This window comes from Fusicatenibacter saccharivorans (genome assembly GCF_027667425.1).
In the GTDB taxonomy this organism is placed as follows: Bacteria; Bacillota; Clostridia; order Lachnospirales; family Lachnospiraceae; genus Fusicatenibacter; species Fusicatenibacter saccharivorans.
Genome location: NZ_JAQEGR010000017.1, coordinates 20069 through 46859, shown reverse-complemented (window position 1 = coordinate 46859; position 26791 = coordinate 20069). Strand labels below are relative to the sequence as shown.

Sequence of the window (26791 nt, the reverse complement as noted above, 5' to 3'; positions counted from 1 at the left end):
CGCAGGTCTTATTGCATTTCTTACTTATTTTCTATTTCTTATTTCACCATATCCTCTTTAATAATTCCATGCTCTTTTAAGAGATCTCCAACTACATTTCCATCTACCAGTTTCAGCAGAGGTTTTTTCAGCAGGTTGAGCGGTCCAGGAAGCTCGATTTCCAGCGGGGATTTTCCATCCATCAGTTTCACGGAGCTGTCCAGCAGGTCGCGGATATCGTAAACGCTGCCCCATACTTCCGGCACGCCGCGGTCTACGCCGAGGAGTCCGTAAACAGCTTCCATTGCGGTACGAACGGAATACTCTGTCGTGAAGATGGTATCTCTTGGTGTCTCAGCGAACTGTCCGAGGAATGCGAAGTTGACGCAGCCATCCGGGATGACATCCGGGCGGTCGCCCTTTCTTCTTGGCATAAAGAATGCGGTGATGTACGGCATCATGGTCGGTACGCAGACAGCGCTGTTCTCTGCCAGCTCCGGAATCTGGTCAACCGGCACGCCGAGGTGGTACAGCCACTCTTCGGTGATCTCTTTACCAGTGCACTCTTTCATCGGTTTCTTCACATAGTCGCCAGGTACATCGGTGAACAGGCTGTAAACCCATACGCATACCTTATCTTTATCCTGCTCTTTGAACTGTCCCTGACGGTTAATGGTCCAGCTTAAAAGCCACTTGGAATCCTGGCAGCTTACGATACCGCCGGTAACAACCTTTCCGGTTCTCGGATCACGTTTGCAGATATTGGTGATATACGGAATGATCTTATTGTCGAGAGTGGTAATTGTTGCGGATTCCCAGTTTGTCTTTGCAATATCGGAACAGAATTTCTCCGGATGTCCAAAGGACGGATCCTGTTTTGCAATGTTTTTCCACAGGCTCCAGCAGCCGCTCGTGCGGACCTCTGCATCACCGTTCGGTGCATGGTTCTGATCGCCGTAGATCGTGCCTTCGGTGCAGCTTCCGTTGGTAACGAAGACGAGGTCATTCTCCGTGAGAACGATGCCTTTCTCGACGCCGTTTACTTTGCACTCGATGGCTTTTGCTACTTTCTTTCCATCGTTGATTTCAAAGATAACGTTGGTTACTTCGGTATTGAACTGGAAGTCTACACCGGCATCCTCGAGGTATTTCTTCATCGGAAGAATCAGGGATTCATACTGGTTGTACTTCGTGAATTTCAGTGCGGAGAAGTCCGGCAGTCCGCCGATGTGGTGAATGAACCGCTGGAAGTACAGCTTCATCTCCAGTGCACTATGCCAGTTTTCGAATGCGAACATCGTTCTCCAGTACAGCCAGAAGGTGGAATTGAAGACTTCATCATCGAAAACATCCTCGATCGTCTTGTCGTACAGATCCTCGTCTCTTGTCATAAAGAGTTTCATGATCTCCATGCAGCCTTTCTGGCTCAGGTTGAACTTGCCGTCGGTATGGGCATCCTCGCCGCGGTTCTTCGTTGCACGGCACAGGGAGTAGTTCGGGTCTTTTTTGTTCAGCCAGTAATACTCATCAAGAACGGATACACCAGGTGTCTCAATTGACGGGATGCTGTGGAACAGATCCCACAGGCACTCGAAGTGGTTTTCCATCTCACGGCCGCCTCTCATGATGTAGCCGCGGGTCGGATCGTAGATACCGTCGCAGGCACCGCCGGCGATGTCCATGGCTTCCAGAATGTGGATGTGATCGCCTTTCATCTGGCCGTCTCTTACGAGGAAACACGCTGCTGCGAGGGCTGCGAGGCCGCTTCCTACGAGGTATGCGCTCTTCTCATCGACGCCTTCCGGTTTTTCCGGTCTTGCGAAGGCTTCGTAGTTTCCGTTGGTGTAATAAATGCCTTTGCTGTTTTTCTTATCTTTTCCGCGCTCGGTGTTGCGGTAATCATTCTTTGGTTCTGATGTTACAGTGGTTGTCTCCGCTGCTTTTTTTGCTTCACTCTTGTTTTTTGCCTGCAGCACTGCTGCTCCAGCTCCGATGACTGCTGCTGATGCGATTCCGAATTTTAATCCTTTTTTTGACATAGACGTTCATCCTTTCTTTTCTAAATACGACTGCCGGAATGTTTTTTCGAATTTCCGGTTCGTATAGGTTATGCTGCTTTCTTTGTTTTACAAGTTTCCATTTGTGTTGCCATTGTCTGTTGACAATTTGAATCTTACTTCATTTTTCCCCGCTTTTCCATTTACAAAACAGGGCGGATGATTAAATTTTTATCATCCGCCCTGTTTTGTAAAGTGTAACTATATTTTATTTCTTTTTTCAAAATTTCGGATGGAATTGACGACATTTCCTTCCATCGTGCGGTGCATTTTTTCCGCAATCATATGGTAATCCACTTTCATTCCGTCTTTGATCCAGTCGAGCATGACACCGGTAAAGCTATACTTATAGAAATCTGCGATAAAACTCTGATCCGCCTCGGAGATGCCGGTTCCCTTTGCTTTTTCCTGCACGACACCGTACAGCAGATCGTGCGTCAGATGAAAGAGATATGTTTCGATCTGCTCCCGGCTTACAGAGTGATAGACATTCATAATAAATGGTTTATTCTCGAGCACTGCCTCAAAAATCTGCTGCAGGCCTTCCTGCCATGTCTCATACGTTTTCTTCCCCTGCAGCGCCTGCGTCGCATCCTCCAGGCACGACCATTCGACAAGATCGTAGATATCCTTAAAATGATAATAAAACGCCATCCGGCTGATGCCGCAGTCTGTCGTCAGATCGTTGATCGTAATTTTGTCCAGCGGCTTTTTCAAAAGCAGCTTTTTTAACGACGCTTCCAGCGCCGCCTTTGTCGCATTTGTCATGTATTTCCTCCATTTTTCTTTTATGTACCCTCGGAATCTTTCTGTTCGAAACGCTTCTATGCTTTTTCATTGTAGCATATCCATTCTCCAGAAACAACTGCGCAGCCCTTCTGATCAGACTTTACAAAAAGTTTAGAAAGTACCGTAATACCAGTAAATTCAATACTTTCCGTCGTTCTGTTAGCACTCTTTTTTCTCGAGTGCTAATTTCCCCTTGACTTTTCCCTGTGCCAGTATTACTATAACTATCAGAGCAGTAAAAAAGCTGCAGACATCTAAAAAAGCATGATATTCCCGCTTTGCTGGATCAAAATATTTTTATAAGAAAAGGAGTGTGTTTCTCATGAGTGCGAAACATGGAAATCTTTCAATCAACAGCGACAATATTTTCCCGATTATCAAAAAATGGATGTATTCCGACCACGATATCTTCGTCCGCGAGCTCGTTTCCAACGGCTGCGATGCCATCACCAAACTGAAAAAACTGGACGGCATGGGTGAATATGCACTTCCGGATGACTACAAAGCAGCCATTCAGGTGATTGTAAACCCGGATGAGAAAACCTTAAAATTCATCGATAACGGTATCGGTATGACCACAGACGAAGTCGAAGAATATATTACCCAGATCGCCTTCTCCGGCGCTACCGAATTTCTGGAGAAATACAAAGACAAAACGAATTCAGATCAGATGATCGGCCACTTCGGTCTTGGTTTCTACTCTGCTTTCATGGTAGCAGATGAAGTTCACATCGATTCTCTTTCCTATAAAGAAGGATCCACCCCGGTACACTGGACCTGTGACGGAAGCACCGAGTACGATATGTCCGAGGGCAGCAAGACAACTGTTGGTACCGAAATCACTCTGTTCCTGAACGAGGACTGCCTGGAATTCGCAAACGAATACCGTGTCCGCGAAGTTCTGGAAAAATACTGCTCCTTCATGCCGGTTGAAATTTTCCTGTCCAAAGCAAATGCGCCGCAGGAATACGAGACCATCGATGAAAGCGAATTAAAAGACGACGACGTTGTCGTAGAGCACATCCACGAGGACGCAAAATACGAAGAGAAAGAAAAAGAAGACGGAACGAAAGAGCAGGTTGAAGTTTCCCCGGCCAAAGAGAAAGTAAAAATCAACAAACGCCCGGTTTCCATCAGTGATATCCACCCGCTGTGGACCAAACATCCAAACGAGTGCAGCGATGAGGATTATAAAGAATTCTACCGCAAAGTCTTCAACGACTACCGCGAGCCGCTGTTCTGGATCCACCTGAACATGGACTATCCGTTCAACCTCAAAGGTATCCTCTACTTCCCGCGTATCAACACCGAGTACGATTCCATCGAGGGAACCATCAAGCTGTACAACAACCAGGTATTTATTGCCGACAACATCAAAGAAGTCATTCCGGAATACCTGATGCTCTTAAAAGGCGTCATCGACTGCCCGGATCTGCCGCTGAACGTATCCCGAAGCGCACTGCAGAACGACGGATTTGTCAAGAAGATCTCCGAGTACATCTCCAAGAAATTCGCTGACAAGCTCTCCGGCATGTGCAAAACCGACCGTGAGAATTACGAGAAATACTGGGATGATATCAACCCATTCATCAAATACGGATGCATCAAGGACGAGAAATTCTCCAAGAAGATGATGGACTATATTCTGTTCAAGAACATCGACGGAAAATATCTGACTCTTGAGGACTGCATCAACGAGAATAAGAAAGAAGAAGCTCCTGCAGAGAACACCGAAGAGAAGGCTGAAACTACGGAGAATACCGAAAATACGGAAAACGCTGACGAGAAGAAAGAGCCGGAAAAAACGACTGTTTACTACGTCACCGACGAAGTTCAGCAGAGCCAGTACATCAACATGTTCCGCAGCCAGGGCATGGATGCTGTCATCCTGAAACACAACATCGACTCCGCTTTCATCACCCATGCAGAGCGTTACAACGAGCATGTAACCTTCCAGCGCATCGATGCAGATCTGACCAACGATATGAAAGACGAGTCCGGTGAGGATCTGACCGACGCTACAAATGCTCTGACCGATCTCTTCCGCAAAGTCCTCGACAAGAAAGACCTGACCGTCAAAGTTGAGAACCTGAAAGACGAAAATGTATCCTCCATGGTAACGCTTTCCGAGGAGAGCCGCCGGATGCAGGATATGATGAAGATGTATGGCATGACCGGCATGGATCCGTCCATGTTCGGCGGACAGGAAACCCTGATCCTGAATGCAAAACATCCGCTCGTTCAGTACATTCTGAAGAATGGCGAGAACGACAACACATCCCTGTTCTGCGAGCAGCTGTATGATCTGGCAATGATCAGCCACAAACCGCTCTCTCCGGACGAGATGACAAAATTCGTAAGCAGAAGCAATCAGATTATGATGCTCCTTGCAAAATGATAAAGCACAGGCACAGCAAAACGCACCTCTTATAAAACACGCCGGATTTCTGGAATTTACCAGATGTCCGGCGTGTTTTTTCCTGCTTTTTTACTTTACGATTTCTGATCCAGATGATAGAATAATTCTATTCGCCCTATTGAAAAATAAGGAAAATCACACGAAAGGTCTGGTATTTATTTCTATGAAAAAAGGAAAGCCATCCGCCCTGCTCCCGATCGCCGTTTTTCTGGTGTTTTATCTGGGGCTCGGCATTTATTCCGAGTATATTTTAAAAATTCCGATGGGCTTCTACAACATCCCCATCGTCGTCGCGTTTCTGGCAGCGATCCTCGTCGCCTGTCTGCAGAACCGCAGTGTCCCGTTTGAAGAAAAGCTCGCCCTCATGGGACAGGGCATCGGGGACAAAAACATCATCACAATGCTGCTGATCTTCCTCGCCGCAGGCACGTTTGTCGGCGTTGTCGGAAGGAGCAGTGCAGAGAGCATTGCCTATTTCATGCTCTCCTGGATTCCGGCAAAGTATGCCGTCGCTGTGCTCTTTGTCGTTGCCTGCTTCGTCTCCACGGCCATGGGAACCTCCGTCGGAACGATCACGCTTCTCGTGCCGATCGCCGCTGCTGTTGCCGAGACCTCCGGCTTTTCGCTGGCGCTCTGCGTCGCCTCCGTCATGGGCGGATCCATGTTCGGCGACAACCTCTCCTTCATCTCCGACACGACAATCGCCGCCTGCAACGGACAGGGCTGCGAGATGAAAGACAAGTTCCGTGAAAACTTCTGGATCGCTCTCCCGGCTGCTCTTGCCGCGCTGGCGCTGATCCTTGTAATCTCCTTCCGACAGGCGCCGGGCACACCGGTCGTCCACGAATACCATCTGCTGCAGATGGTTCCGTACCTGCTCGTGCTGATCGGCGGCATCGCGGGCATTCAGGTGTTTGTCGTACTCCTTATCGGTATTGCTTCCGGTGCCGTTATCATGCTCGGTACGGGACAGACGACGCTCTTGGATATGCTCTCCAGCATGGGAAGCGGCACTTCGGGTATGTTTGAGACATGTATGGTTGCGATTCTTGTCGCTGCGATGTGCGCGCTGATCCGGGAAAACGGCGGCTTTACTGTCCTGCTTCGTGCCATTCACAAAATCTTCCGCGGAAAAAAGGGCGGCCAGCTCGGTGTCGGCATTCTCGTCGCGCTGCTCGACATTGCGACCGCAAACAACACCGTCGCGATCGTCATGGCAAACCCGATCGCAAAGCAGATGTCCGAGGACTACGGCATCACCCCACGGAAAACGGCATCGCTCCTCGATACCTTCTCCTGCATCTCACAGGGCATCCTGCCGTACGGCGCGCAGATGCTCGTGGCGATTTCCGCGGTGCATGAACTGGGATATGAGCTCTCCGCCTTTGAAATCATGGCAAACCTCTTCTATCCGGGCATGCTGCTTGTCAGTTCGCTGATCTTTATCTTCGTTCTGCCGGATCGGAAAAATGCCGAAAGCAATGCTTAAAAAGTTCCGTATCGGATCAACTCAAAAAATTATGTTAAAATGCCCACCGATTTCACTTTTTCGTTTGATTGGCGGGCATTTTTTTGCCTTTTTTGGCAAAAATAGCCAAAATTGCAGTAACATTTACGGTTGAAATTCTTTTACGCGGGTAGTATAATCGGGGTCGTGACATTGAGAAGAAGTGATGTTATGTGGGTTATGGGGAGAAAGGACAACAGAAAAAGTGAAATTATTAAGACAGTTCCTTGTAATTATGGCGGTTTCGTTCGTCGGAGAAATCCTGCACGCCGTGCTGCCGCTTCCGATTCCGGCAAGTATCTACGGCCTTGTGCTGATGCTGGCGCTTCTGATGACGGGGGCATTAAAACTTGATGCCGTCGAGGACGCAGGCAAGTTTATGATTGAGATCATGCCGGTCATGTTCATTCCGGCGGGCGTCGGCCTGATGGAATCCTGGGGTGAATTAAAAGCCGTTCTCGTTCCGGTTCTCGTGATTACGCTCGTCAGCACCATCGTCGTTATGATTGTGTCCGGACGCGTGACACAGGCGGTCATCCGGCTGGAAAAGAAACACAAAGGAGGGGACGCAAAATGACAAATATGCTCTGTGAATCTGCATTTTTCGGCGTTGTCATCAGCCTTCTGGCGTATGAGCTCGGCATACTGTTAAAGAAAAAATTTGGGCTTCCGATTTTCAATCCGCTGCTGATTTCCATTGCAGTCGTCATTGTATTCCTTGCTGTTTTCGATATCGATTATCAGAATTATAATGACGGTGCAAAATACTTGAGCTATCTGCTGACTCCTGCAACGGTCTGCCTTGCGATTCCGCTGTATGAGCAGATGGAGGCATTGAAAAAGAATATCAAAGCCATCCTCGCCGGTATTCTCTCCGGCGTGCTGACGAGCCTTACCGTGGTTCTCGCGCTGGCGCTGATCTTCAATCTGAATCATAAAATGTATGTAACACTGCTGCCGAAATCCATCACAACGGCCATCGGCATGGGTGTTTCGGAAGAACTCGGCGGTGCGGTGACGATCACGGTTGCCGTTATCATCATCACGGGTGTGCTGGGAAATATGCTGGCGGAGACGCTCTGCAAGCTGTTTCACATTGAGGAGCCGATTGCAAAGGGCATCAGTATCGGATCGGCCTCCCATGCGATCGGTACGGCGAAGGCCATGGAGATGGGCGATGTCGAGGGCGCGATGAGCAGCCTTTCGATTGCAGTTGCAGGTATTCTGACTGTGGTCGGAGCGTCGATTTATGCGATGTTTATCTAAAAACGAACACTGATAAAAAACAGAAAAAATCCGGGAATGGAAAGCAATGTAAAACTTTCCGTTCCCGGATTTTCTATCCCTGAAATTCTATAACTAAAAATTAAAATTCCGACTGCAGAAACTCTTCAATAAAAAGAAGCGCAGTAGCACTCCGGCCCTTCCGGGTCGATGCAGATATGCTCGAGCGTTCCGCTGTGCATCGAAAGCTCCATCGTCAGATCCTGCACAATCTGCTGCTTCGCCATCTGGCGGTGCTCATAGATGTACTGATACACACTTTTCTTATTAATCTTTTTAACGTAATTGTGGTAATACTCTTTTCGTTCACGCAAAAACGTCCTCTCTTTTACCGCTCCATCACATTGATCGACTCGATACCGACGCTTCCGCCGCGCACGACTTCGATCTTGCTGAATTCCTCTTTCATCAGCTTCACAACTGCATCGTTTTTCGTCGCCGTCTGGACAAACTCGAGCAGCAGGCTGTCTTTTCCGTAGTCGATGACCTTCGCCTTGAACGTCTCAGCGATCTGGAACAGCTCGACTTTGTCAGCTGCGCTGCAGTTGAATACCTTGATATACAGAATCTCTTTCATGCGCACAAACACGTCGGTGAAGTCGATGACTTTGATGACCTCGACCATGCGGTTCAGCTGTTTTTTGATCTGCTCAAACGTCTCATCGTCACTGACCGTGGCGATCGTCATACGCGATACGGTCGGGTCCTCGGTCGTTCCGACGGTCAGGCTGTCCAAGTTATAGCTTTTTGCGGAAAAAAGCCCGGAAATCTTGGAAAGGACACCAACCTGGTTTTCTACGTACAGTGAAATCCATCTTTTTTTCATTCCCTTATTCATCGCGCTCTCCTCCTAACAGTCCATAATCATATCTTCGAGCGTTCCGCCCGGCTTGATCATCGGGTAAACCATCTCCTCCGGATCGATGATAAATTCGATGATTGTCGGAGTCTTGGTGTTTTTCTTCGCCTCTTCAAACGCAGCCGCGATATCCTCTTTCTTCATGACACGGATTCCTTTTGCGCCGTAACTCTCAGCCAATTTGATAAAATTCGGCGTGTATTCCGGGTACTCTTCTCCGTCTGTTCTGCGGGAAAGTGCACCGGCGCGCAGGTTTGTCATGCTGTACCGTTTGCCGTAAAACAGCTTCTGCCACTGGCGTACCATGCCGAGGTATTCATTATTGAAGATACACAGGATGACCGGCAGCTCCTCGAGAACGGCAGTCGCCAGCTCCTGAATATTCATCTGCATACCGCCGTCACCGGAAATCGCGATGACCGGTTTGTCCGGGTTGCCGATTTTTGCTCCGATCGCGCCCGGAAGGCCGTATCCCATCGTTCCAAGGCCGCCGGACATGATGATCTGGCGGTTTTCGGTAATGTCGACGTACTGACTTGTCAGCATCTGGTGCTGTCCGACGTCGGTGACGATAATCGCATCGTCAAACTGCTCGTTGATCGCGTTGAAAATATCGAGCGGTCCCATCACGCCGTTCGGGCGCATCGTCAGCGGATGCTCGTTCTTCCAGGCATCAATCTGGGCAAGCCATTTCGATGTGGAGCATGGCTCTACGTACTCTGCTATCTTCGTGATCGCCTCTTTTGCATCGGCTACGATCGGAATATCGACGTGGATGTTTCGGGAGATCGAAGCTGTGTCGATGTCGATGTGGACAATCTGCGCGTGCGGGGCAAATTCATGCAGCTTTCCGGTGATACGGTCATTGAAACGTGTTCCGATCGAGAACAGCAGATCGCACTCGCTGACTGCCATATTCGCCGCATACGCGCCGTGCATGCCAAGGTTTCCGATGAACAGCGGGTGTTTCGTGGAGATCGCGCCGCGTCCCATAACGGTTGTGACAACCGGCACCTGTGTTTTCTCGACCACTTCGCGGAACACTTCCTGCGCATGTGCGATGTTGACGCCGCCTCCGGCAAGAAACAGCGGGCGTTTTGCTTTTGCGAGCATTTTCAGCGCACGTTTTAACTGGCCGATGTGTACGCTGGTGTTCGGTTTGTAGCCGCGGATGTTGACGTTCTTCGGATACTCTGCGCTGCCGAGCTCTGCCATGACATCTTTTGGAAGATCAATGAGCACCGGGCCCGGTTTTCCGGTGCGGGCGATGTAAAAGGCTTCTTTGATGATGCGTCCGAGATCTTCACGGTTTCTTACCGTCACGCCGTATTTCGTGATGCTGCGGGTGATGCCGACAATATCAACCTCCTGGAATGCATCGTTTCCGATGAGGTGGCGGGCTACCTGTCCGGTGAAGCAGACAAGCGGAACGCTGTCGTAGTTTGCCGTTGCAAGACCGGTGACCAGGTTGGTTGCACCAGGGCCGCTGGTAACGAGGCATACGCCGACTTTTCCTGTCGTTCTCGCATAGGCATCCGCCTCATGCACCAGCGCCTGCTCGTGGCGCGGCAGAACGATTTTGATTTCATCCTGTTTGTAAAGCTCATCGCTGATGTCAATGGTGCAGGCTCCCGGATAACCGAAGAGATACTCAACACCCTCCTCCTTCAGAGCCTTTACCAGAAGTTTGTTTCCTGTAATCTGTTTCATATGAAAACCTCCTGTTCTAAATTTGCTGCATAAAAAATCCCCGAACATAAAACACCTTTTCTGTGCCTTACGTTCAGGGAGAATGTTTCCATCCACGGTACCACCTGAATTCCAGAAGAATACACTTCTGCTCATTCCGTACAGGATTTAACTTTTTTCATCCGATACGGCATCCCGGTAACGTGGGAACTACGTTGGAGCCTACTTGGAAAACATTGCTGTCCGCTTTTTCTGTTCAGTCCACTGCTCGAGGGCTACTTCCGCAGGCACGCTCACGGAGATTCTCACCAGCCATCTCCTCTCTTTGCTTTGCGCCGCCAGGTACTCCTCCCTGTCACTGCATTTTAGGTTTTGTTTTTTCTTAAATTACTGTCTATTATAGTCAGAAATGCCGCTCGTTGTCAATCGTTTCGCGCCCTTTTCTTGACTTTTCGCCCTGCGTGTGCTTTACTTAATCAGGTTTGTCTAATTAAAATAAGGAGTTTATACCCATGATGATTACATACACACAGGAAGAACTCTCTTCCATTGTCCACGCATTTGCTTTCCCGGGAACGATTACAGACTGGACGCCGCACGGGAACGGCCATATCAACGATACGTTTCTGGTGCGCTCCACCGAAAACGGCGTCCTCCGCAAATCGATTCTGCAGCGCATGAACCGCACCGTTTTCCACAATCCAACGGAGCTGATGCAGAATATTGCACAGGTAACATCATTTCTGCGGAAAAAAATCACAGCCGCAGGAGGAGATCCATTCCACGAGACGCTGAACCTGATTCCGACGACAGACGATGCCTGGTTTTTCGTCGATGAGCGCGGAGAATTCTGGCGCGCATTTCTCTTTATTTCCGATGCGTCCTGCTATGATGCCGTGACAGATCCAAAGCTGTTTTACGAGACCGGTAATGCTTTCGGCCGCTTCCAGCAGATGCTCTCCGATTTTCCGTCCGCCTCTCTTTTCGAGACGATCCCGGATTTCCACAACACACCGCTCCGCTACCAGGCGCTTTTACAGGCGGCGCAGGCGGATCCGAAAGGACGGCTGAAAAACGTTTCGGATGAGATGGCGTTTTTCCTCGACCACGCAGACGATTACGGCGTAGCCGAGCGCATGAAGGCCTCGGGCGAGCTGCCGCTCCGCGTAACGCACAACGATACGAAGCTGAACAACATTATGATTGATGACAAAACCGGCGAGGGCATCTGCGTCATCGACCTAGACACAATCATGCCGGGACTGTCGATCTTTGACTTCGGCGATTCGATCCGCTTCGGCGCGAATACGGCCGCTGAGGACGAACAGGATGTCTCGAAGGTGTCTCTTTCCCTTCCTCTCTTTGAGAGCTATACAAAGGGCTTTCTCGCCGGCTGCGCAGGCTCTTTGACCCGCGCGGAAGTCGAAATGCTGCCGATGGGTGCAAAATTAATGACCCTCGAATGCGGCATCCGTTTTCTCGCCGATTACCTGATGGGCGATACCTACTTCAAAACCGCTTACCCGGAGCACAACCTCGTACGGGCGCGGACACAGATCGCGCTTGTAGCGGATATGGAGGAGAAATGGGGCGAGATGGAGAACATCGTCGCACGGGCTTCGTTTTCCCACTAAGCACCCGCATAAATTCACAGCATCAAAAAGACACAGCTGGAAGTATCTTTCTGCCTCCTGCTGTGTCTTTTTTGTTATCTTTCTACTATACAATATGTTTTATATTATGCTCTCGGAACGCTGACAATCCGCAGATCGTATTTCTTCAGCATCTCACCGCCCTGTACTTTCTCGCCGGTCAGGATATCTTCTTTTCCGTCGAAGACTGCCGGAAGCGGAATCTCCTCATCTTTGAAGTTGATGATAAAGTACAGATCCTCGCCGTCTGCCTGGCGTTTTGTGATCTCGAGTGCTGTTGCTTCTCCAATCACCGGCTGGATGGCTGCGCTGTCTGCTGCCATAGCAAGAACTTTTGCAAGGCCGCTCTCAGAAAGGTCGGTTCCGACATAATATACGGTTCCTTTTCCGAACTGATTTTTTGCAACAGCAGTCATGCCTGCATAGAAATCGCTCTCATACTGTGCGATTTCTTCAGCTCCTTCGAGGTGCATCAGGTCACATACGAGACGGCACTCTTCCTCGGTTCCGTCTGCGAAACGGATCTTGTTTCTCTGCTCCGGTGCAAGAGCGTCGATCTCTTCTACCCATACGCCTGCCATTTTTCTGAGCGGTCCCGGGTATCCGCCGAGATGAACGTTGTCCGACTGTCCGACGATACCGCTCATGTAGGTGGTGATGAGGGTTCCGCCTGCCTGTACATAAGCCTCCAGGCTCTCTGCCACACCGTCTTTTACCATGTAGAGAACCGGTGCTGCAACGAGGTCATATTTGGAGAAGTCCGCGTCGATCGGGATCATATCGACAGCGATGTTCTTGTTATAGAAGTAATTGTACATCTGCTCGATCTGGTCTACGTAACGTAAATCGCGGTTCGGTCCGCTGGTGTACTCCAGTGCCCAGTAGTTTTCCCAGTCGAAGATGATGCCGACTTTTGCGTGGTTCTCGGAGCCCATCACACGGCTTCCGATTTTCTCCAGTTCTTTTCCGAGCTGGGTTACCTCACGGAAGACACGGGTATCTGCGGTTCCTGCGTGTGCGATAACAGCACCATGGAATTTCTCGCATCCGCCGACGCTTCTTCTCAGCTGGAAGAACTGAATCGTGTCTGCGCCGTGTGCAACGGTCTGATAGCTCTGTGCGCGCATCTGGCCCGGTTTCTTTAAGGAGTTGTACGGCTGCCAGTTCTGCTGGCTCGGAGTCTGCTCCATCAGCATGAACGGTGCGTCTTTGAGGCCGCGCATCAGGTCGTGGGTCATAGCTACGTGGCTCCATGGTGTATTGTAGCTCGGGTAGTTGTCCCAGGATACGATATCCATTTCTTTTGCCCACTTGAAGTAGTCGAGACCTTTGTACGTTCCCATCAGGTTTGTGGTGATCGGTGTTTCTTTGTCGTATTTGCGAATCGCGTCACGCTCCATTTTGTAGTTGTTCAGCATGCCGTCGGAGTTGAAACGCATGTAGTCGAGGGACATTCCTGCAAATGCAGTGCCGCTTCCCCATGGCATTCCGTCTCCCAGATCGTTCGGCGGTACAATCTCGTCCCAGTCGTAGATGGTGTGGCCCCAGAACTCCATGTTCCATGCCTTGTTGACTTCATCGAGTGTTTTGTATTTGTCTTTCAGCCATACGCGGAACGCTTTTGCACAGTTCTCGCAGTAGCACTCGCCGCCGTACTCATTGCTGATGTGCCAGCAGACGATGTTTTTGTTGTCGCCGTAACGCTCTGCCAGTTTTTCTGCCAGGCGTTTTGCATATTTCTGGAAAACCGGGCTGTTCGGGCAGGCATTGTGGCGATGACCGAATTTGTGATGGCGTCCTTCGAAATCGGTTCTTGCCACTTCCGGATAACGGTGTACCATCCATGCCGGGAGTGCGCCGGTGGATGTTGCCATGACGATCTGGACGTCCTCTTTTGTCAGGGTGTCTACGATCTCGTCGAGCTCTGTAAAGTCGTACTCATTCTCGGACGGCTGGATTTTTGCCCAGGAAAATACGTTGATCGTGGTGCTGTTGATGCCGGCCTGATGGAAAAGTTTCATATCCTCATCCCAGATCTCTTTTGGCCACTGGTTTGGGTTGTAGTCTCCTCCGTATAACATTTTTTTGAATTTTGGCTGCATTTTTTTGATTCCTCCTGTGTTTGGATATCTCGTTTTGATGGCTCTATTATATACTGGTCTTTGTGAGAAAAATATGATATGCTTGTCTAAAAAGTATGAATTTTCGAAACTCATTCTGGAATCTTATTTTAGACTTTTCTTTCAGAAAGGAACTGACTGTTATGCCTATTTTCTTTAAACCATCCGCCTCCGATTTTTCCCTCTCCGCTGACAGCATCGGCAACCGCTGGCTGCAGGAGCCCGTTGTGCGCCCGAACGGATTCCCCTTATATCACTGGATCCAGACGGAACGCGGCGAAGGGCTGCTGACCCTCGAAGGCCAGAAACTTTTGCTGAAACCAGGTGACGGTGTTCTGATTGCTCCGCATGTGCCGCATGAATACCGCGAAAACGACGGCAGCGGGATGTGGTTTACATCCTTTCTGACCTTTGACGGAAAGCTCTCCGATGATCTCTATAAAATCTGTGCCGTCTCGCCGTATCTTTTCGTTCCGGCCTCAGAGGGCGCGTGGTTTCAGGAATGGATTGACCGCATAATCGACTCACATTTTCTGAAAAATGACATCGACGATGCTGCGCTCTCCGTCGGATGCTTTGAGTTCCTGACACGCCTTTCCCAGCTCCGCACCGGCCTTTCCCGGACGGAGCATCCGCTGTATCTCCAGTATGTCCGCCCGGCAATGCAGGAAATCGAAAGTCATCTTTCCGACCCGCTCAATGTGGATGATCTCGCGGAACAGCTCCATATCACGCCGCAGTATCTGACACGCCTGTTCCAGCGTTTTGTCGGCAGCTCTGTCCGCTCGTACATCAGCGTTCTGCGCATCAGCCGCGCCAAGGAGCTTCTCATCAGCCGTCCCTACACTACGCTCGACGGCATCGCCGCCCTCTGCGGCTACCGCGATGTCAGCTACTTTATCTCGGTTTTCCGCCAGCAGACCGGGACAACGCCGAAGCAGTTCCGGAAGCTGTACGGCATATAATCTGAAACACCCCTCTTTCCGGCACAAAAAAAGATCCTCCGTCTCATTTCACAGACGAAGGATCTTTTTTCGTTCTCTCTTATTTCATGCTTTTCAGAATGCTTCTCGCAACCGACAGTCCGTTTGCGCTTGCCTGCTGGAGGCCGCGGGTTACGGATGCGCCGTCGCCGATGGCGCGGAGACCTTTGACGCTGGTGCAGAAGTCTTTGTCTACGACAACTTTGTTGGAATAGAATTTGACTTCTACGCCGTACAGCAGTGTCTCATCGCTGGCGATACCCGGTGTTACTTTGTCGAGGGCTTCGATCATCTCGGCAATGTCGACCATGATACGGTGCGGGAATACCAGGGAAAGGTCGCCCGGAACGGCATCTTTTAAGGTCGGGATCAGGTTATTGCGGCAGAGACGCTCTTCTGTCGTTCTTCTTCCGCGTTTGAAATCGCCGTACGTCTGAACGAGGATCTTGCCGTCGCAGAGCATGTTGGAAAGCTGTGCGATCTGTTTGCCGTACTCGATCGGGGTTTTAAATGGTTTCGTAAAGTTCTTGGATACCAGGAGGGCAAAGTTCGTGTTGTTTGTCTTGAACTCCTGGGATTTGTAGGCGTGACCGTTTACAACTGCCAGACCGTTTTCATAATACTCAGTTGCCACCTCACCGGACGGGTTCGTACAGAAGGTACGCACTTTGTCGTCAAAAGTCGGGGTATAGTAAACGAGTTTTGCCTCGTACAGGTTCTTGTTCAGGAACTCCATGACCTCGTCGCGGACTTCCACGCGGACACCGATATCGACGGTTCCGACCTCGGTCTCGATGCCGTGGCCGTTGCAGATATGTGAGAACCAGTCGGCTCCCTCGCGGCCTACTGCGGAGACAATCTCATCTGCCTCGTAAACCGTTCCGTCCTCAAGTGTTACAGCTGTCGCACGGCCGTCCTCGATCGTAATATCATTGACCATCGTGTTGAATTTCATTTCCACGCCGATCTCTTTTAAGTGATCCTCGAGGCGGCTGTAAATCTTGTAGCCCTCCTCAGTTCCGAGATGGCGGATTGGACATTCGATCAGCTTCAGGTTGGCGTTGATCGCTCTGCGGCGGATCTCACGGATCTCTTTTTCTTTATCGACACCGTAAACATTCTTGTCTGCGCCGAAATCCAGATAGATCTGGTCGGACTCATGGATCAGCTCAACCGTCTTTTCATATCCTAAAATCTCCGGCAGATTTCCACCGACATCCGGGGAAAGAGAAAGCTTTCCGTCGGAGAATGCGCCTGCTCCGGCAAATCCCGTTGTAATCGAGCACGGTTTGCAGTTCACGCATTTTTTCGTTTTTCTCTTTGGACACTGACGGCTCTCGATCGAACGTCCTTTTTCGATCATCAGCACCTTCAGATCCGGTTTTTCTTTCAGCAGTTCATAGGCACAGAAAATACCTGACGGGCCTGCGCCGATAATAATGACATCATATTTCATTCTTTTTTAATTTCCTCTCGTTTTTTATCCCATCACGATCAGATACTGGCCGTCCGGCAGGGCAAAGACTTCGCTCTGCTCTTCTAATTCTGCATCCGACATTTCTTCCACGTCCATGCCCTCTTCTTCCATGTAGGCGCGCACGTCGTCCAGATTGTCGGCAACGACTGCAAGGCAGTCCTCCAGAAAGGCCTCTGCCTCATCGTAATTTTCAGCCACCGGCTCGTCGAATAACTGGCCCTGATTCATTAAAAATGTGTTGATGCATTCTTCAGTATATTCTCCCATTCTGGTTTTCTCCTCTGTTCGTTTTATTTTTCCTGATTCTTTCTGTGAAAAAGCGTTAAGATTTCCTCCGGCCGGTCGAGCAGCTCCATCGCATGGTTGTCGATCAGCTCCTGGCGCGGGCGGAATCCCCACGTCACACCAACGGTAAACATGCCTGCGGCGTTTCCGGTCTGCATATCCGTATTGGTATCGCCAAAGTACAGGCACTCTTCCGGTCTGGCGCCGAGTGCGTCTGCAATCGCGAGCGCACCGATCGGAGACGGCTTTCTCGGGATTTCTGCGGTCTGCCCCTGAATCCGGTTGAAAAAGCCCGGTCCGTACACGCTCTCCACGACGTGGATGGCCGCCTCGTGCGGCTTGTTGGAACATACGGCAATCGGAACTTCTTCCCGCAGCGCGGTCAGGGTTTCCCGCATATTAGGATACGGTTTTACGTGATACAGCGGGTCCTCGTTGAACCACGCGCGGCCAAGGCGGATGCCCTCCTGCAGATAGTTGAGCTCTGCATCTCCGGCGTCTTTTAAAGCGCGCTCCACTGCCAGATCGAAACCGTCTCCGGCGTAAAAGTTGAAGGCTTCTACCGGGCGCGGCACAAGTCCAAAATGTTCCAGAACGCGGTTGACTGCGTGCGCAATCGACTCTACAGTGTCTGCGATGGTACCGTCCAGGTCAAAGATACAAGCTTTTATCATATTCTGACTTCCCTTCTTTGTCTCTTTTGTTCTTCGATTTTCTTTCTTCTCTCTCTTCTTGTCCGCAATCATTATATCCTGTATTTTTTCCCTGCGCAACCATATTTTCTTTTCCGGCACTTTATGCTAAAATGAAACTGTTTTTCAGATTCTTGGAAAGGAAAAAAAGAGAATATGAATCAGACTGTGAAAATATTTTTTACCGATATGGATGATACCCTGCTGAATTCCGAAAAGCAGGTGACAAAAGAAAACATGGATGCCATTTCAGAGGCACTTGCTGCCGGCCACAAAATTGTGTTCAACACCGGCCGCCCGCTCTCCGGCTTTCTGCCGATCTTAAAAGAGCTCGGACTAGACCGCGAAGGCTGCTATGCCATCGCATTCAACGGCGGACTGATTTACGACTGCGCGGCAAAGAAAACGCTGTACCGCCGCACGATTCCGCTCGAATATGCACGCGTGATCTTTGAAAAAACGCAGGAGGCAGGCCTCTACTGCCACACCTACTCCGACACCTCCCTTCTCTGCCGCCATGCAGGCGAGGAAACGCGCGTTTACACACAGGCAATCCACATTCCCGTCGTGGAAGATCCGCTTCTGCCGGAGCACCTCGCCGAGGAACCATGCAAGATGATCGTGATTGATCTCCACGACCGTGCAAAAATGGACGCTTACCGCGCTGCCATGGAGCCGTGGGCAAAAGGAAAAATTTCGATGTTCTACTCCAGCCCGCATTACCTCGAGCATGTCCCGGAACACGTTTCCAAGGGCCATGCCGTGAAAAAACTCTGCGAGCTTCTTCAGATTCCGCTTGCCAACACCGTGGCTGCCGGAGATCAGGAAAATGATATTTCGATGATCGAGGCCGCTGCCGTCGGTGCCGCCATGAAAAATGCGACCGATGCCGTAAAGGCGAGTGCCGATTATATCACGGAAAACGACTGCAATCACAGCGGCGTGGCGGAGATTCTTCGTAAGTTTATCCTTGCCTGATTCTGTTTCTGTGTCAGGAAACCTTCTTTTTCTTGTTTTCTTTGGCACTTTTTCCGAATTCTGTAAGATTTTACTTTCTTTTTTGTTGAAACTGTATTACAATAGTTTCAAAGGACGGCATTTGAAAGGAGACTTGAATCGAGATGTCACGGAAATCAAAACGTATTCTGCTTACTCTGGCTTCTGCCGCTGTCGGCGCAGCCTGCGGTGCGGCAGTCTATTTTATCCGGAAAGGAAAAGCAGATCTTGAAACAGATTTTGACGATTTTAAAGACGAATTTGAAGAGGAAGAGCCTGCTCCTGCTGAACGTACTTATACGACCCTTCCGAAAACGAAAGGTGCGGAGGATGCTGCACCGGATCTGGAATCTGGCGATGATGAAGCGGATTCTTGCGAGGAAGAAACAACAGAAGAAACTGCAGGCGCCGCAGAAGAAACACCGTCTGCTGCGGATCGTGAAGTTTCTCCGCAGGAAGAAAGCGAAGTAACCGCAGAATAAAACCCAAAAACAGAATATAGAAACATAAGGAAGTAATTCCTGGGGAGGGAAACCTCCCCTTTTTTATGGAAAGGAGATTGTTATGGAACTTGCAAAACGCGATGACGTTCCTGTAGAACTTACCTGGGACCTGTCTTTAATTTATCCAACCGAGGAGGCCATGCTGGCTGATGCGCAGAAAATGAAAGAATTAAGTCTTTCTATGGAAGCATCCTACAAAGGAAACCTCACCGATGCAGCCACGATCAACCACTGCCTCGACGATTACCAGGAGGTCTACCGTCTGATCACACTGACCGCCAACTACTGCGATCTCGCCGTTTCTGTCGACTATTACAACAGTGCAAACCAGACGCGCAACGACCGCATCAACAGCCTGATCTCTGAGATTTTCAGCCGTCTCACCTTTATCGAGAGCGAGCTTTCCGAACAGTCCGAGGATGTTTTGAACGAGGCCATGCAGCAGTCAGATACGAACCGCTGCTATCTCGCCGAGATTCTCCGCAACAAGGCACACCGCCTGAGCCCGGAAACCGAGCGTGCCATTTCCGCTCTGTCCCAGACCTTCTCGGCTCCGTACCAGATCTACAACATGGCAAAGCTTGCCGATATGAAATTTGATTCTTTCACCGTAAACGGAAAAGAATATCCGCTCGGCTACTCCCTGTTTGAGGATAATTACGAGTACGAAAAAGACACCGATATCCGCCGCAGTGCATTCTCCGCCTTTTCTGCAAAAATCAGACAGTACGAAAATGTAACGGCAGCTGCTTACAATGCCCAGCTGCAGACAGAAAAGACCATGGCCACGCTGCGCGGCTTCGATTCCGTCATCGATTCTCTGCTGTTCCCGCAGCAGGTCAGCCGTGAGCTGTACAACCGCCAGATCGATCTCATCACCACCCGCCTGGCTCCGCATATGCGCAAATATGCCCGCCTGCTGAAAAAGGTCCACAACCTTGACCGCATGACCTTCGCCGATCTGAAAATCGCCGTCGACCCGGAGTACGATCCGTCTGTCACGATCGAGGAATCAAAACAGTACATCGAAAAAGGTCTTGCCATTCTCGGTGATGATTACGTTTCCATGATTCAGGAGGCCTACAAAAAACGCTGGGTTGACTTTGCACAGAACCAGGGAAAATCCACCGGCGGCTTCTGTGCCAGCCCGTACGGAAAAGGTTCCTTTATTCTCTTAAGCTGGAATAACCGCATGGCAGATGTTTTCACGCTGGCGCATGAACTCGGCCACGCCGGCCATTTCCGTCTCTGCAACGGCGCACAGGCGATTCTCGATACCGAGGTTTCCTCTTATTTTGTCGAGGCGCCGTCTACCATGAACGAGCTTCTTATGGCTCATTATCTGCTGAAAACGACCCCGGACAAACGGTTCCGCCGCTGGGTTTTAAGCTGTATGATCAGCAACACATATTATCATAACTTCGTCACCCATCTGATGGAGGCTGCTTACCAGCGCGAGGTTTACAAGCTCATCGATGCCGGCGACAGCGTACAGGCTGAGACGTTAAGCAGCATTATGAAAGAGACCCTGCAGAAGTTCTGGGGCGATGATGTGGAAATTTCCGATGACGCAGCGCTCACCTGGATGCGCCAGCCGCATTACTATATGGGACTTTACTCCTACACCTACAGCGCCGGACTGACCGTTGCCACACAGGTCTGCAAGCGCATCGAAATCGAAGGCCAGACCGCTGTCGATGACTGGAAAAAGGTACTGACCGCCGGAAGCACGAAGACACCGGAAGAGCTGGCAAAAATGGCCGGCGTTGATATCTCGACGGATGCACCGCTTCTCGATACGATCGAGACGATTGGATCGATCATCGATGAGATCTGCGAGCTGACCGAAGAGCTGGGCTGCTGATCCTGTCCGCATTGTAACTCTCTATCAAACAGTAAAAACGGATTGTTCCGTCAGTTTTTGTTACTGGCGAAGCAATCCGTTTTTTTCATATCTTTTTTCACGCATTCCAGCACTTTTTCAGAATCGCAGCTGCCTCTGCAATCTCCTCCTCAGAAAGCCCGGCGTACCCAAGCAGCACTGTGCCGCCCTGTGCGGGATCTGCGGCAGCGCCGATGCAGTACCGTTCCAGCCCGTACACGCGCACACCATCCTCTTTTGCCCGCTGCACCGCCTCCGCTTCGGAGAGTCCTCTCGGCAGGTGGACCAGCACATGGACGCCCGCATTCTCGCCGGACACCGTGTACTCCCGCCCAAACTCCTTCAGAAGCCGGATCAGCAGGTCGTGTTTCCCTTTATACTGTGCACGCATCCGGTTCAGATGGCGCTCGAACGCGCCGCTCCGCATAAACTCTTCCAGAATCTTCTGGTCCGTCTTCGAAACTGTCGCGGAAAAGCATCTTCCGTTCTCCTCGTAGGCAGGCAGCAGCGTCTCCGGCAGCACCATGTAGCTGATGCGGATGGACGGCGCAATCGCCCGCGAAAACGTTCCAAGATAGATCACTTTTCCCTCTGTGTCATTGCCCTGCAGTGCCGGGATCGGGCGGCCCTTGTAGCGGAATTCACTGTCGTAATCATCCTCAATCAGATACCGCCCATTTTCCCTCGATGCCCACGCAAGGAGCTGCATCCGCCGCTTCATCGGCATGACCATGCCCATCGGGAACTGGTGCGACGGCATGATGTACGCCAGATCCGCCCCGCTTTTTTCCAGCTCCGCCGGCCGCATGCCCGCTTCGTCCATCGAAATCGTACACATCGCATAGCCAAGCTTCGCAAAACAGCGGTAGGCACTGATGTAGGTCGGATTTTCCATCGCCACTTTATGGCCACGCCCTAAGATCACCGAAAGCAGCATCAGCAGATAATCATTTCCCGCTCCGACGATGATCTGCTCCGTGCGGCAGTTCACGCCGCGTGCGTGGTGCAGATAGTCGCGGATTGCCTCCCGAAGACCGTGCTCGCCCTTCGCATCCCCGAGCTGGAACAGGCTGTCATCTGCGTCCAGCAGGACTTCTTTCGAGATCTTCTTCCAGCTGTTCTGCGGAAATCCGCCCGGCGCCGTACCGGTCACGGCAAAATCGTAGCGGAACGGCATCTGTTCCGCGGCATCATCCTCTTTTGTCTCCTCTTTCTTTTCATCGAGGCGGTACAGCCCCTCAATTTCACAGACAAAGTAGCCTTTGCACGGCACACTCTCCAGATACCCTTCGGATACCAGCTGCTCATACGCCAGATCCACGGTACTCCGGCTCACCGACAGATAGCCCGAAAGCGCCCGCGCCGACGGCAGCCGCTCCCCTGCACGGATCCGTCCGCCGCGGATTTCCTCGCGGATAAAACCGTAGATCTGCTCATAGAGCGGTGTCTTCCGATGCGGATCCAGCGAAATCGTCAATTCATTCATCTTCCCATCTCCCTGACAAAAAGAACAGCCGCTTGGGATGTCGGTTTCATCCAGGCGGCTGCTCTGTTCCATTTCAAAATTCTTATTTATTTCGCTGCCGGCAGCTTGAAAGAGCTCTTCAGGGATACGATACGGTTGAACACCAGCGCATCCTCTTTGGAATCTTTTGCGTCTACACAGAAGAATCCGTTTCTGACAAACTGGAAGCTGTCGTATGCTTTCGCATCTTTTAAAGACGGCTCCAGATAGCACTCTTTTAATACGGTCAGGGAATTCGGATTCAGGTTCATGGAACCATCCTCGTTGTAAACGCCCTTCTCCTCGTCGATCAGGTTTTCGTACAGACGGCACTCTGCTTTGACGGCGGTCTTTGCTGCTACCCAGTGGATCGTTCCTTTTACTTTTCTTCCGTCCGGGGAATTTCCTCCCTTGGACTCCGGATCGTACGTTCCATGGATTACGGTGATATTTCCGTTCTCGTCTTTCTCGCATCCGGTGCAGGTGACGAAGTATGCGTTCATCAGGCGGACTTCATTGCCTGGGAACATACGGAAGTATTTGCGGACCGGCTCCTCCATGAAGTCTTCGCGCTCGATGTACAGCTCTCTTCCGAACGGTACCTGACGGCTGCCAAGCTCCGGATTCTCGAGGTTATTCTGTACTTCCAGCATCTCAATCTGGTCTTCCGGGTAGTTGTCGATGACAAGTTTCACCGGATTTAAGACTGCCATGGTACGGGCTTTTTTCAGCTTCAGATCCTCGCGGATGCAGTACTCCAGCATCGCATAGTCAACGGAGCTGTTTGCTTTTGATACACCGCACAGATCTACGAATTTCTTGATGGACTCCGGTGTAAAGCCTCTGCGGCGGAGTGCTGCGATGGATACGAGACGCGGGTCATCCCAGCCGTCTACCACGCCGTCCTCTACCAGCTTTTTGATGTAACGTTTTCCGGTAACCACGTTAGTCAGATACAGCTTTGCAAACTCAATCTGGCGCGGCGGCATCGGATATTCCAGCTCGCGTACAACCCAGTCGTACAGCGGACGGTGGTCCTCAAACTCCAGCGTACAGATAGAATGGGTAATGCCTTCGATGGCGTCCTCGATCGGATGCGCGAAGTCGTACATCGGGTAGATGCACCAGGTATCGCCGGTTCTGTGGTGATGCATATGGGCTACACGGTAGATAACCGGGTCTCTCATGTTGATGTTCGGTGATGCCATATCGATTTTCGCACGGAGTACTTTGCTTCCGTCCTCGAATTCGCCGTTTTTCATGCGCTCGAACAGGTCCAGGTTTTCCTCCACGGAACGATTGCGGTACGGGCTCTCTTTTCCAGGCTCGGTTAAGGTTCCGCGGTACTCACGGATCTCCTCTGCGGACAGATCGCAGACGAATGCTTTTCCTTTTTTGATCAGTTTTACGGCTGCCTCATACATCTGTGGGAAATAATCGGATGCGTAGTACAGATGATCTTTCCAGTCTGCACCAAGCCACTGGATATCGGCTTTGATGGAATCAACAAACTCGGTTTTCTCTTTCGTCGGGTTTGTATCATCGAAACGCATGTGGAACTCTCCGTTGTACTCCTGTGATAAACCGTAGTTTAACAGGATGGATTTTGCATGTCCGATATGAAGATAGCCGTTTGGCTCCGGCGGGAATCGTGTGCATACATGGTCGTAAACGCCCTCTGCCAGATCTTTGTCAATCGCAAGCTCGATAAAATTTTTGGAAACAACTTCTTTTTCTTCCATAATAAGGTCAGGCCTCCCTCGAATCTTTTCGTTTGGAGCACTGTCCCGAAAAGGGCGCAAAATGCTCTGTGTATTCTATCACTATAACACAAAAGCATTCTCCTGCAAAGCATTTTTTTCGGTACACAAAGCCGCCGGAGCGGACCGGTGCCTATTCTTCTGCCTCGTGTGCGGTCACCTGGCGGTGCTCCACGGAGGTCGAGAACACGATCTGCGTCCGCGTCCGTCCAAAATGCTGCAGCTCGCCGATAAACTGGTCGAGCTCAATGGTGCTAACAAAAAGGCCCTCAATGAGCATGGAGTAATCACCGGTAACGCAATTACATTCCACGACATTGTGGACCTTTTCAATATAGGGATAAAATTCTTTTTTCTGAACCGGCTCAACCTCGAGGTTGATGAACGCTTTGATCGGATATCCCAAAAGCGCCGGATTTAATTTGACCTGATATCCTGTAATGTAGCCTTCCTTCTCCAGCCGCTCAATTCTGGCGGAAACTGCCGGGGAGGATAAAAATACGTGTTCCGCGATTTCTTTCAGCGGCATCCTGGCATTTTCCCGAAGGAGATTCAAGATTTTTGCATCGATGTGATCGAGCTCATGGCGCATCGCATCGTTCTTGCTTTTTTCATGTTTCATACGCTGCTCTCCTGTTTTTTCACTTTTATACTGTTCAGCATATCACGTTCGCCGTTTTTTGTCTACGAAAACGTGTCCTCGCGGAAACTGCTTTCGAAAAATAAGTAAAAGTGCCTCTTTCCCTTGGTATTTAAAATCAAATACAAAAATAAATAAGATTCCACAGTTCTTCGGCGGCGGTATTTACAAATTTCTGCCCTGGTGTTATTCTTCCGGTATCGAAAGGCAAAGCAAGAATTGTTTCAGACAATATACACAACTCAATGCGTGCAGAAAGAAGGAGATTATTATGAAGACAAGAATTGAAGCAGATTCCATTGGTTCCCTTGAAGTCCCATCCGACGCCTACTACGGGGTACAGTCCCTGCGGGCAAAACGGAATTTTCCCATCACGGGAACGTCGATCCACCCGGTCATGATCCAGAATCTGGCGAAAATTAAAAAGGCAGCTGCCATCTCCAACCGCGAAGCACAGAGACTGCCGGAGGAAAAAGCGGCTGCCATTATCTATGCCTGTGATGAAATCATTGCCGGCAAATTAAAAGACCAGTTCATCGTTGACGGCATCCAAGGCGGCGCCGGAACGAGTGCTAATATGAACGCAAACGAAGTCATCGCAAACCGCGCCATCGAAATCCTGGGCGGCACCAAGGGTGATTATACCATTGTCCACCCGAATGACCACGTCAACATGGCACAGTCCACAAACGACGTTATCCCAAGTGCAGGAAAACTGACCGTGCTCGATCTGCTCCCGGATCTTCTGCATGCGCTCGAGTCACTCCACGCAGCACTGCTCGATAAGTCCCAGGAATTTGACCACATTTTAAAGATGGGAAGAACCCAGCTTGAGGACGCTGTTCCGATGCGTCTCGGCCAGAGCTTCCACGCTTACGCAACGATGATCGAGCGTGATATCCGCCGGATCGAACGCGCCAGAAAAGAGCTGTTCACCCTGAACCTCGGCGGAACAGCCATCGGTACGACGATCAATGCTTCCGATTACTATCTCCACCACATCGTGCCGACCCTCGCTGCTGTGACAGGCTATCCGCTGATGCAGGCGGACGATCTGTTTGACGCGACGGAGAACCTCGACGGATTTGTGACGATCTCCAACACGTTAAAGACCTGCGCCGTCAACCTCTCCAAGATGTGCAACGACCTGCGCCTGCTGTCCAGCGGACCGCGAACCGGATTCGGCGAGATCAACCTGCCGCCGATGCAGAACGGATCCTCGATTATGCCGGGCAAGATCAACCCGGTGATCCCGGAGGTTGTGACACAGGTTGCCTTCCATGTCATCGGAAACGACACCACAATCACGATGGCGGCTGAGGCTGGCCAGATGGAGTTGAACGCGTTTGAGCCGGTTGTCTTCTACTCCCTGTTCTCTTCCATCACCTCGATGACAGGCGCTGTGAATACGCTTGTGAAGAACTGTATTCTCGGCATTACCGCAAATGAGAAACGGTGCGAGGATCTCGTTTCGAAGAGTGTCGGCATCACAACGGCGCTCTGCCCGTATATCGGATACCAGAAAGCGGCCTCGATTGCAAAGAAATCGCTGAAGACGGGCGAGAGTGTTACTTCTCTGGTTCTGAAAGACGAACTGCTGACACAGAAACAGCTCGACGACATTCTCGATCCGTACGCTCTGACCGGACCGGAACTGCCGGCAGAAGACGATCTGGCTGGCTGAATGTAACTGCTGCTTTCCTTCATAATTTCT

22 protein-coding genes and 1 other annotated feature are annotated in these 26791 nt (G+C 50.6%); of the genes, 10 read left to right on the top strand and 12 right to left on the bottom strand.

The window, feature by feature from the left end:
- Positions 1 to 38: 38 nt before the first annotated feature.
- Complete coding sequence (locus tag PGS38_RS14645; protein WP_117509736.1) at positions 39 to 2018, bottom strand: oleate hydratase; 1980 nt, start codon at positions 2016 to 2018, stop codon at positions 39 to 41.
- 219 nt (positions 2019 to 2237) lie between these two features.
- On the bottom strand, positions 2238 to 2804 hold the full coding sequence (locus PGS38_RS14640) for a TetR-like C-terminal domain-containing protein (RefSeq protein WP_022461989.1): 567 nt from the start codon (positions 2802 to 2804) through the stop codon (positions 2238 to 2240).
- A gap of 343 nt (positions 2805 to 3147) precedes the next feature.
- On the opposite strand from PGS38_RS14640, the gene htpG reads away from it, so the two are divergent.
- The 4 genes from htpG (at position 3148) to PGS38_RS14620 (ending at position 8017) form a co-directional block, all read left to right on the top strand.
- Positions 3148 to 5223, top strand: coding sequence for a molecular chaperone HtpG (gene htpG, locus PGS38_RS14635; RefSeq protein WP_119188588.1), 2076 nt, complete (start codon positions 3148 to 3150; stop codon positions 5221 to 5223).
- Positions 5224 to 5407: 184 nt separating this feature from the next.
- Positions 5408 to 6733, top strand: coding sequence for a Na+/H+ antiporter NhaC family protein (locus tag PGS38_RS14630; protein WP_173816124.1), 1326 nt, complete (start codon positions 5408 to 5410; stop codon positions 6731 to 6733).
- 223 nt (positions 6734 to 6956) lie between these two features.
- Positions 6957 to 7328, top strand: a complete 372-nt coding sequence (locus PGS38_RS14625) for a CidA/LrgA family protein (RefSeq protein ID WP_117804340.1) — start codon at positions 6957 to 6959, stop codon at positions 7326 to 7328.
- Positions 7325 to 8017, top strand: a complete 693-nt coding sequence (locus PGS38_RS14620; protein WP_119188589.1) for an LrgB family protein — start codon at positions 7325 to 7327, stop codon at positions 8015 to 8017. Before PGS38_RS14625 ends, PGS38_RS14620 begins: the two co-directional genes overlap by 4 nt.
- 125 nt (positions 8018 to 8142) lie before the next feature.
- On the opposite strand, the gene PGS38_RS14615 is transcribed toward PGS38_RS14620, so the two are convergent.
- Genes PGS38_RS14615 through ilvB form a run of 3 tightly spaced genes read right to left on the bottom strand, consistent with a single transcriptional unit; the run spans position 8143 to position 10604 of the window.
- Positions 8143 to 8349 carry a hypothetical protein gene (locus PGS38_RS14615; protein ID WP_117804319.1) on the bottom strand — a complete coding sequence of 69 codons (207 nt, stop codon included), beginning with the start codon at positions 8347 to 8349 and terminating at the stop codon, positions 8143 to 8145.
- 14 nt (positions 8350 to 8363) lie between these two features.
- Entirely contained in the window at positions 8364 to 8873 is a 510-nt protein-coding gene (gene ilvN / locus PGS38_RS14610; protein ID WP_117509738.1) for an acetolactate synthase small subunit, read from the bottom strand.
- A gap of 12 nt (positions 8874 to 8885) precedes the next feature.
- The gene (gene ilvB / locus PGS38_RS14605; RefSeq protein WP_117509739.1) at positions 8886 to 10604 is read right to left on the bottom strand and encodes a biosynthetic-type acetolactate synthase large subunit; all 1719 of its coding nucleotides are present in this window, start codon (positions 10602 to 10604) and stop codon (positions 8886 to 8888) included.
- Between the two features lie 71 nt (positions 10605 to 10675).
- Positions 10676 to 10951: a binding site (T-box leader), on the bottom strand.
- A 144-nt stretch (positions 10952 to 11095) separates the two neighbouring features.
- On the opposite strand from ilvB, the gene PGS38_RS14600 reads away from it, so the two are divergent.
- A complete protein-coding gene (locus PGS38_RS14600; protein WP_119188590.1) occupies positions 11096 to 12217 on the top strand; it encodes a phosphotransferase enzyme family protein in 1122 nt (373 codons plus the stop codon).
- Positions 12218 to 12321: 104 nt separating this feature from the next.
- Here the strand turns inward: PGS38_RS14600 and PGS38_RS14595 are convergent, their stop codons facing one another.
- On the bottom strand, positions 12322 to 14337 hold the full coding sequence (locus PGS38_RS14595; protein ID WP_119188591.1) for a beta-galactosidase: 2016 nt from the start codon (positions 14335 to 14337) through the stop codon (positions 12322 to 12324).
- A 161-nt stretch (positions 14338 to 14498) separates the two neighbouring features.
- Between PGS38_RS14595 and PGS38_RS14590 the strand changes: the two genes are divergently transcribed.
- Positions 14499 to 15320: an AraC family transcriptional regulator gene (locus PGS38_RS14590; RefSeq protein WP_055267489.1), complete on the top strand. Its 822-nt coding sequence runs from the start codon at positions 14499 to 14501 to the stop codon at positions 15318 to 15320.
- 79 nt (positions 15321 to 15399) lie between these two features.
- On the opposite strand, the gene PGS38_RS14585 is transcribed toward PGS38_RS14590, so the two are convergent.
- Genes PGS38_RS14585 through PGS38_RS14575 form a run of 3 tightly spaced genes read right to left on the bottom strand, consistent with a single transcriptional unit; the run spans position 15400 to position 17774 of the window.
- Positions 15400 to 16794 carry an NAD(P)/FAD-dependent oxidoreductase gene (locus PGS38_RS14585; RefSeq protein ID WP_022463087.1) on the bottom strand — a complete coding sequence of 465 codons (1395 nt, stop codon included), beginning with the start codon at positions 16792 to 16794 and terminating at the stop codon, positions 15400 to 15402.
- Positions 16795 to 16818: 24 nt separating this feature from the next.
- Entirely contained in the window at positions 16819 to 17082 is a 264-nt protein-coding gene (locus PGS38_RS14580) for a hypothetical protein (protein WP_055221292.1), read from the bottom strand.
- 23 nt (positions 17083 to 17105) lie between these two features.
- The gene (locus PGS38_RS14575; protein ID WP_055221324.1) at positions 17106 to 17774 is read right to left on the bottom strand and encodes an HAD family hydrolase; all 669 of its coding nucleotides are present in this window, start codon (positions 17772 to 17774) and stop codon (positions 17106 to 17108) included.
- Between the two features lie 174 nt (positions 17775 to 17948).
- Here PGS38_RS14575 and PGS38_RS14570 point away from each other — a divergent pair, with 174 nt between their 5' ends.
- The 3 genes from PGS38_RS14570 (at position 17949) to pepF (ending at position 21155) form a co-directional block, all read left to right on the top strand.
- Positions 17949 to 18770, top strand: coding sequence for a Cof-type HAD-IIB family hydrolase (locus tag PGS38_RS14570; RefSeq protein ID WP_055267485.1), 822 nt, complete (start codon positions 17949 to 17951; stop codon positions 18768 to 18770).
- A 143-nt stretch (positions 18771 to 18913) separates the two neighbouring features.
- Positions 18914 to 19270 carry a hypothetical protein gene (locus PGS38_RS14565; protein WP_118601413.1) on the top strand — a complete coding sequence of 119 codons (357 nt, stop codon included), beginning with the start codon at positions 18914 to 18916 and terminating at the stop codon, positions 19268 to 19270.
- Positions 19271 to 19352: 82 nt separating this feature from the next.
- Positions 19353 to 21155 carry an oligoendopeptidase F gene (gene pepF / locus PGS38_RS14560; RefSeq protein ID WP_173841574.1) on the top strand — a complete coding sequence of 601 codons (1803 nt, stop codon included), beginning with the start codon at positions 19353 to 19355 and terminating at the stop codon, positions 21153 to 21155.
- A gap of 97 nt (positions 21156 to 21252) precedes the next feature.
- Here the strand turns inward: pepF and pdxR are convergent, their stop codons facing one another.
- The 3 genes from pdxR to PGS38_RS14545 all read right to left on the bottom strand — a co-directional run bounded on the left by pdxR (position 21253) and on the right by PGS38_RS14545 (position 25059).
- The gene (gene pdxR / locus PGS38_RS14555; protein ID WP_055267548.1) at positions 21253 to 22659 is read right to left on the bottom strand and encodes a MocR-like pyridoxine biosynthesis transcription factor PdxR; all 1407 of its coding nucleotides are present in this window, start codon (positions 22657 to 22659) and stop codon (positions 21253 to 21255) included.
- Between the two features lie 86 nt (positions 22660 to 22745).
- Positions 22746 to 24419, bottom strand: coding sequence for a glutamine--tRNA ligase/YqeY domain fusion protein (locus PGS38_RS14550; RefSeq protein ID WP_022463080.1), 1674 nt, complete (start codon positions 24417 to 24419; stop codon positions 22746 to 22748).
- 151 nt (positions 24420 to 24570) lie between these two features.
- On the bottom strand, positions 24571 to 25059 hold the full coding sequence (locus PGS38_RS14545; RefSeq protein WP_022463079.1) for an Lrp/AsnC family transcriptional regulator: 489 nt from the start codon (positions 25057 to 25059) through the stop codon (positions 24571 to 24573).
- A gap of 289 nt (positions 25060 to 25348) precedes the next feature.
- On the opposite strand from PGS38_RS14545, the gene PGS38_RS14540 reads away from it, so the two are divergent.
- Positions 25349 to 26761, top strand: a complete 1413-nt coding sequence (locus PGS38_RS14540; RefSeq protein WP_118659415.1) for an aspartate ammonia-lyase — start codon at positions 25349 to 25351, stop codon at positions 26759 to 26761.
- Positions 26762 to 26791: the final 30 nt, after the last annotated feature.

Excerpts from the sequence above, each read along its gene's own strand:
- PGS38_RS14550 (WP_022463080.1), bottom strand. The coding sequence starts at position 24,419 with ATGGAAGAAAAAGAAGTTGTTTCCAAAAATTTTATCGAGCTTGCGATT.
- PGS38_RS14575 (WP_055221324.1), bottom strand. The coding sequence starts at position 17,774 with ATGATAAAAGCTTGTATCTTTGACCTGGACGGTACCATCGCAGACACT.
- PGS38_RS14645 (WP_117509736.1), bottom strand. The coding sequence starts at position 2,018 with ATGTCAAAAAAAGGATTAAAATTCGGAATCGCATCAGCAGCAGTCATC.
- ilvN (WP_117509738.1), bottom strand. The coding sequence starts at position 8,873 with ATGAATAAGGGAATGAAAAAAAGATGGATTTCACTGTACGTAGAAAAC.
- PGS38_RS14580 (WP_055221292.1), bottom strand. The coding sequence starts at position 17,082 with ATGGGAGAATATACTGAAGAATGCATCAACACATTTTTAATGAATCAG.
- PGS38_RS14540 (WP_118659415.1), top strand. The coding sequence starts at position 25,349 with ATGAAGACAAGAATTGAAGCAGATTCCATTGGTTCCCTTGAAGTCCCA.
- PGS38_RS14600 (WP_119188590.1), top strand. The coding sequence starts at position 11,096 with ATGATGATTACATACACACAGGAAGAACTCTCTTCCATTGTCCACGCA.
- PGS38_RS14595 (WP_119188591.1), bottom strand. The coding sequence starts at position 14,337 with ATGCAGCCAAAATTCAAAAAAATGTTATACGGAGGAGACTACAACCCA.
- PGS38_RS14620 (WP_119188589.1), top strand. The coding sequence starts at position 7,325 with ATGACAAATATGCTCTGTGAATCTGCATTTTTCGGCGTTGTCATCAGC.
- pdxR (WP_055267548.1), bottom strand. The coding sequence starts at position 22,659 with ATGAATGAATTGACGATTTCGCTGGATCCGCATCGGAAGACACCGCTC.
- PGS38_RS14545 (WP_022463079.1), bottom strand. The coding sequence starts at position 25,059 with ATGAAACATGAAAAAAGCAAGAACGATGCGATGCGCCATGAGCTCGAT.
- ilvB (WP_117509739.1), bottom strand. The coding sequence starts at position 10,604 with ATGAAACAGATTACAGGAAACAAACTTCTGGTAAAGGCTCTGAAGGAG.
- PGS38_RS14585 (WP_022463087.1), bottom strand. The coding sequence starts at position 16,794 with ATGAAATATGATGTCATTATTATCGGCGCAGGCCCGTCAGGTATTTTC.
- htpG (WP_119188588.1), top strand. The coding sequence starts at position 3,148 with ATGAGTGCGAAACATGGAAATCTTTCAATCAACAGCGACAATATTTTC.
- pepF (WP_173841574.1), top strand. The coding sequence starts at position 19,353 with ATGGAACTTGCAAAACGCGATGACGTTCCTGTAGAACTTACCTGGGAC.
- PGS38_RS14570 (WP_055267485.1), top strand. The coding sequence starts at position 17,949 with ATGAATCAGACTGTGAAAATATTTTTTACCGATATGGATGATACCCTG.
- PGS38_RS14640 (WP_022461989.1), bottom strand. The coding sequence starts at position 2,804 with ATGACAAATGCGACAAAGGCGGCGCTGGAAGCGTCGTTAAAAAAGCTG.
- PGS38_RS14565 (WP_118601413.1), top strand. The coding sequence starts at position 18,914 with ATGTCACGGAAATCAAAACGTATTCTGCTTACTCTGGCTTCTGCCGCT.
- PGS38_RS14630 (WP_173816124.1), top strand. The coding sequence starts at position 5,408 with ATGAAAAAAGGAAAGCCATCCGCCCTGCTCCCGATCGCCGTTTTTCTG.
- PGS38_RS14590 (WP_055267489.1), top strand. The coding sequence starts at position 14,499 with ATGCCTATTTTCTTTAAACCATCCGCCTCCGATTTTTCCCTCTCCGCT.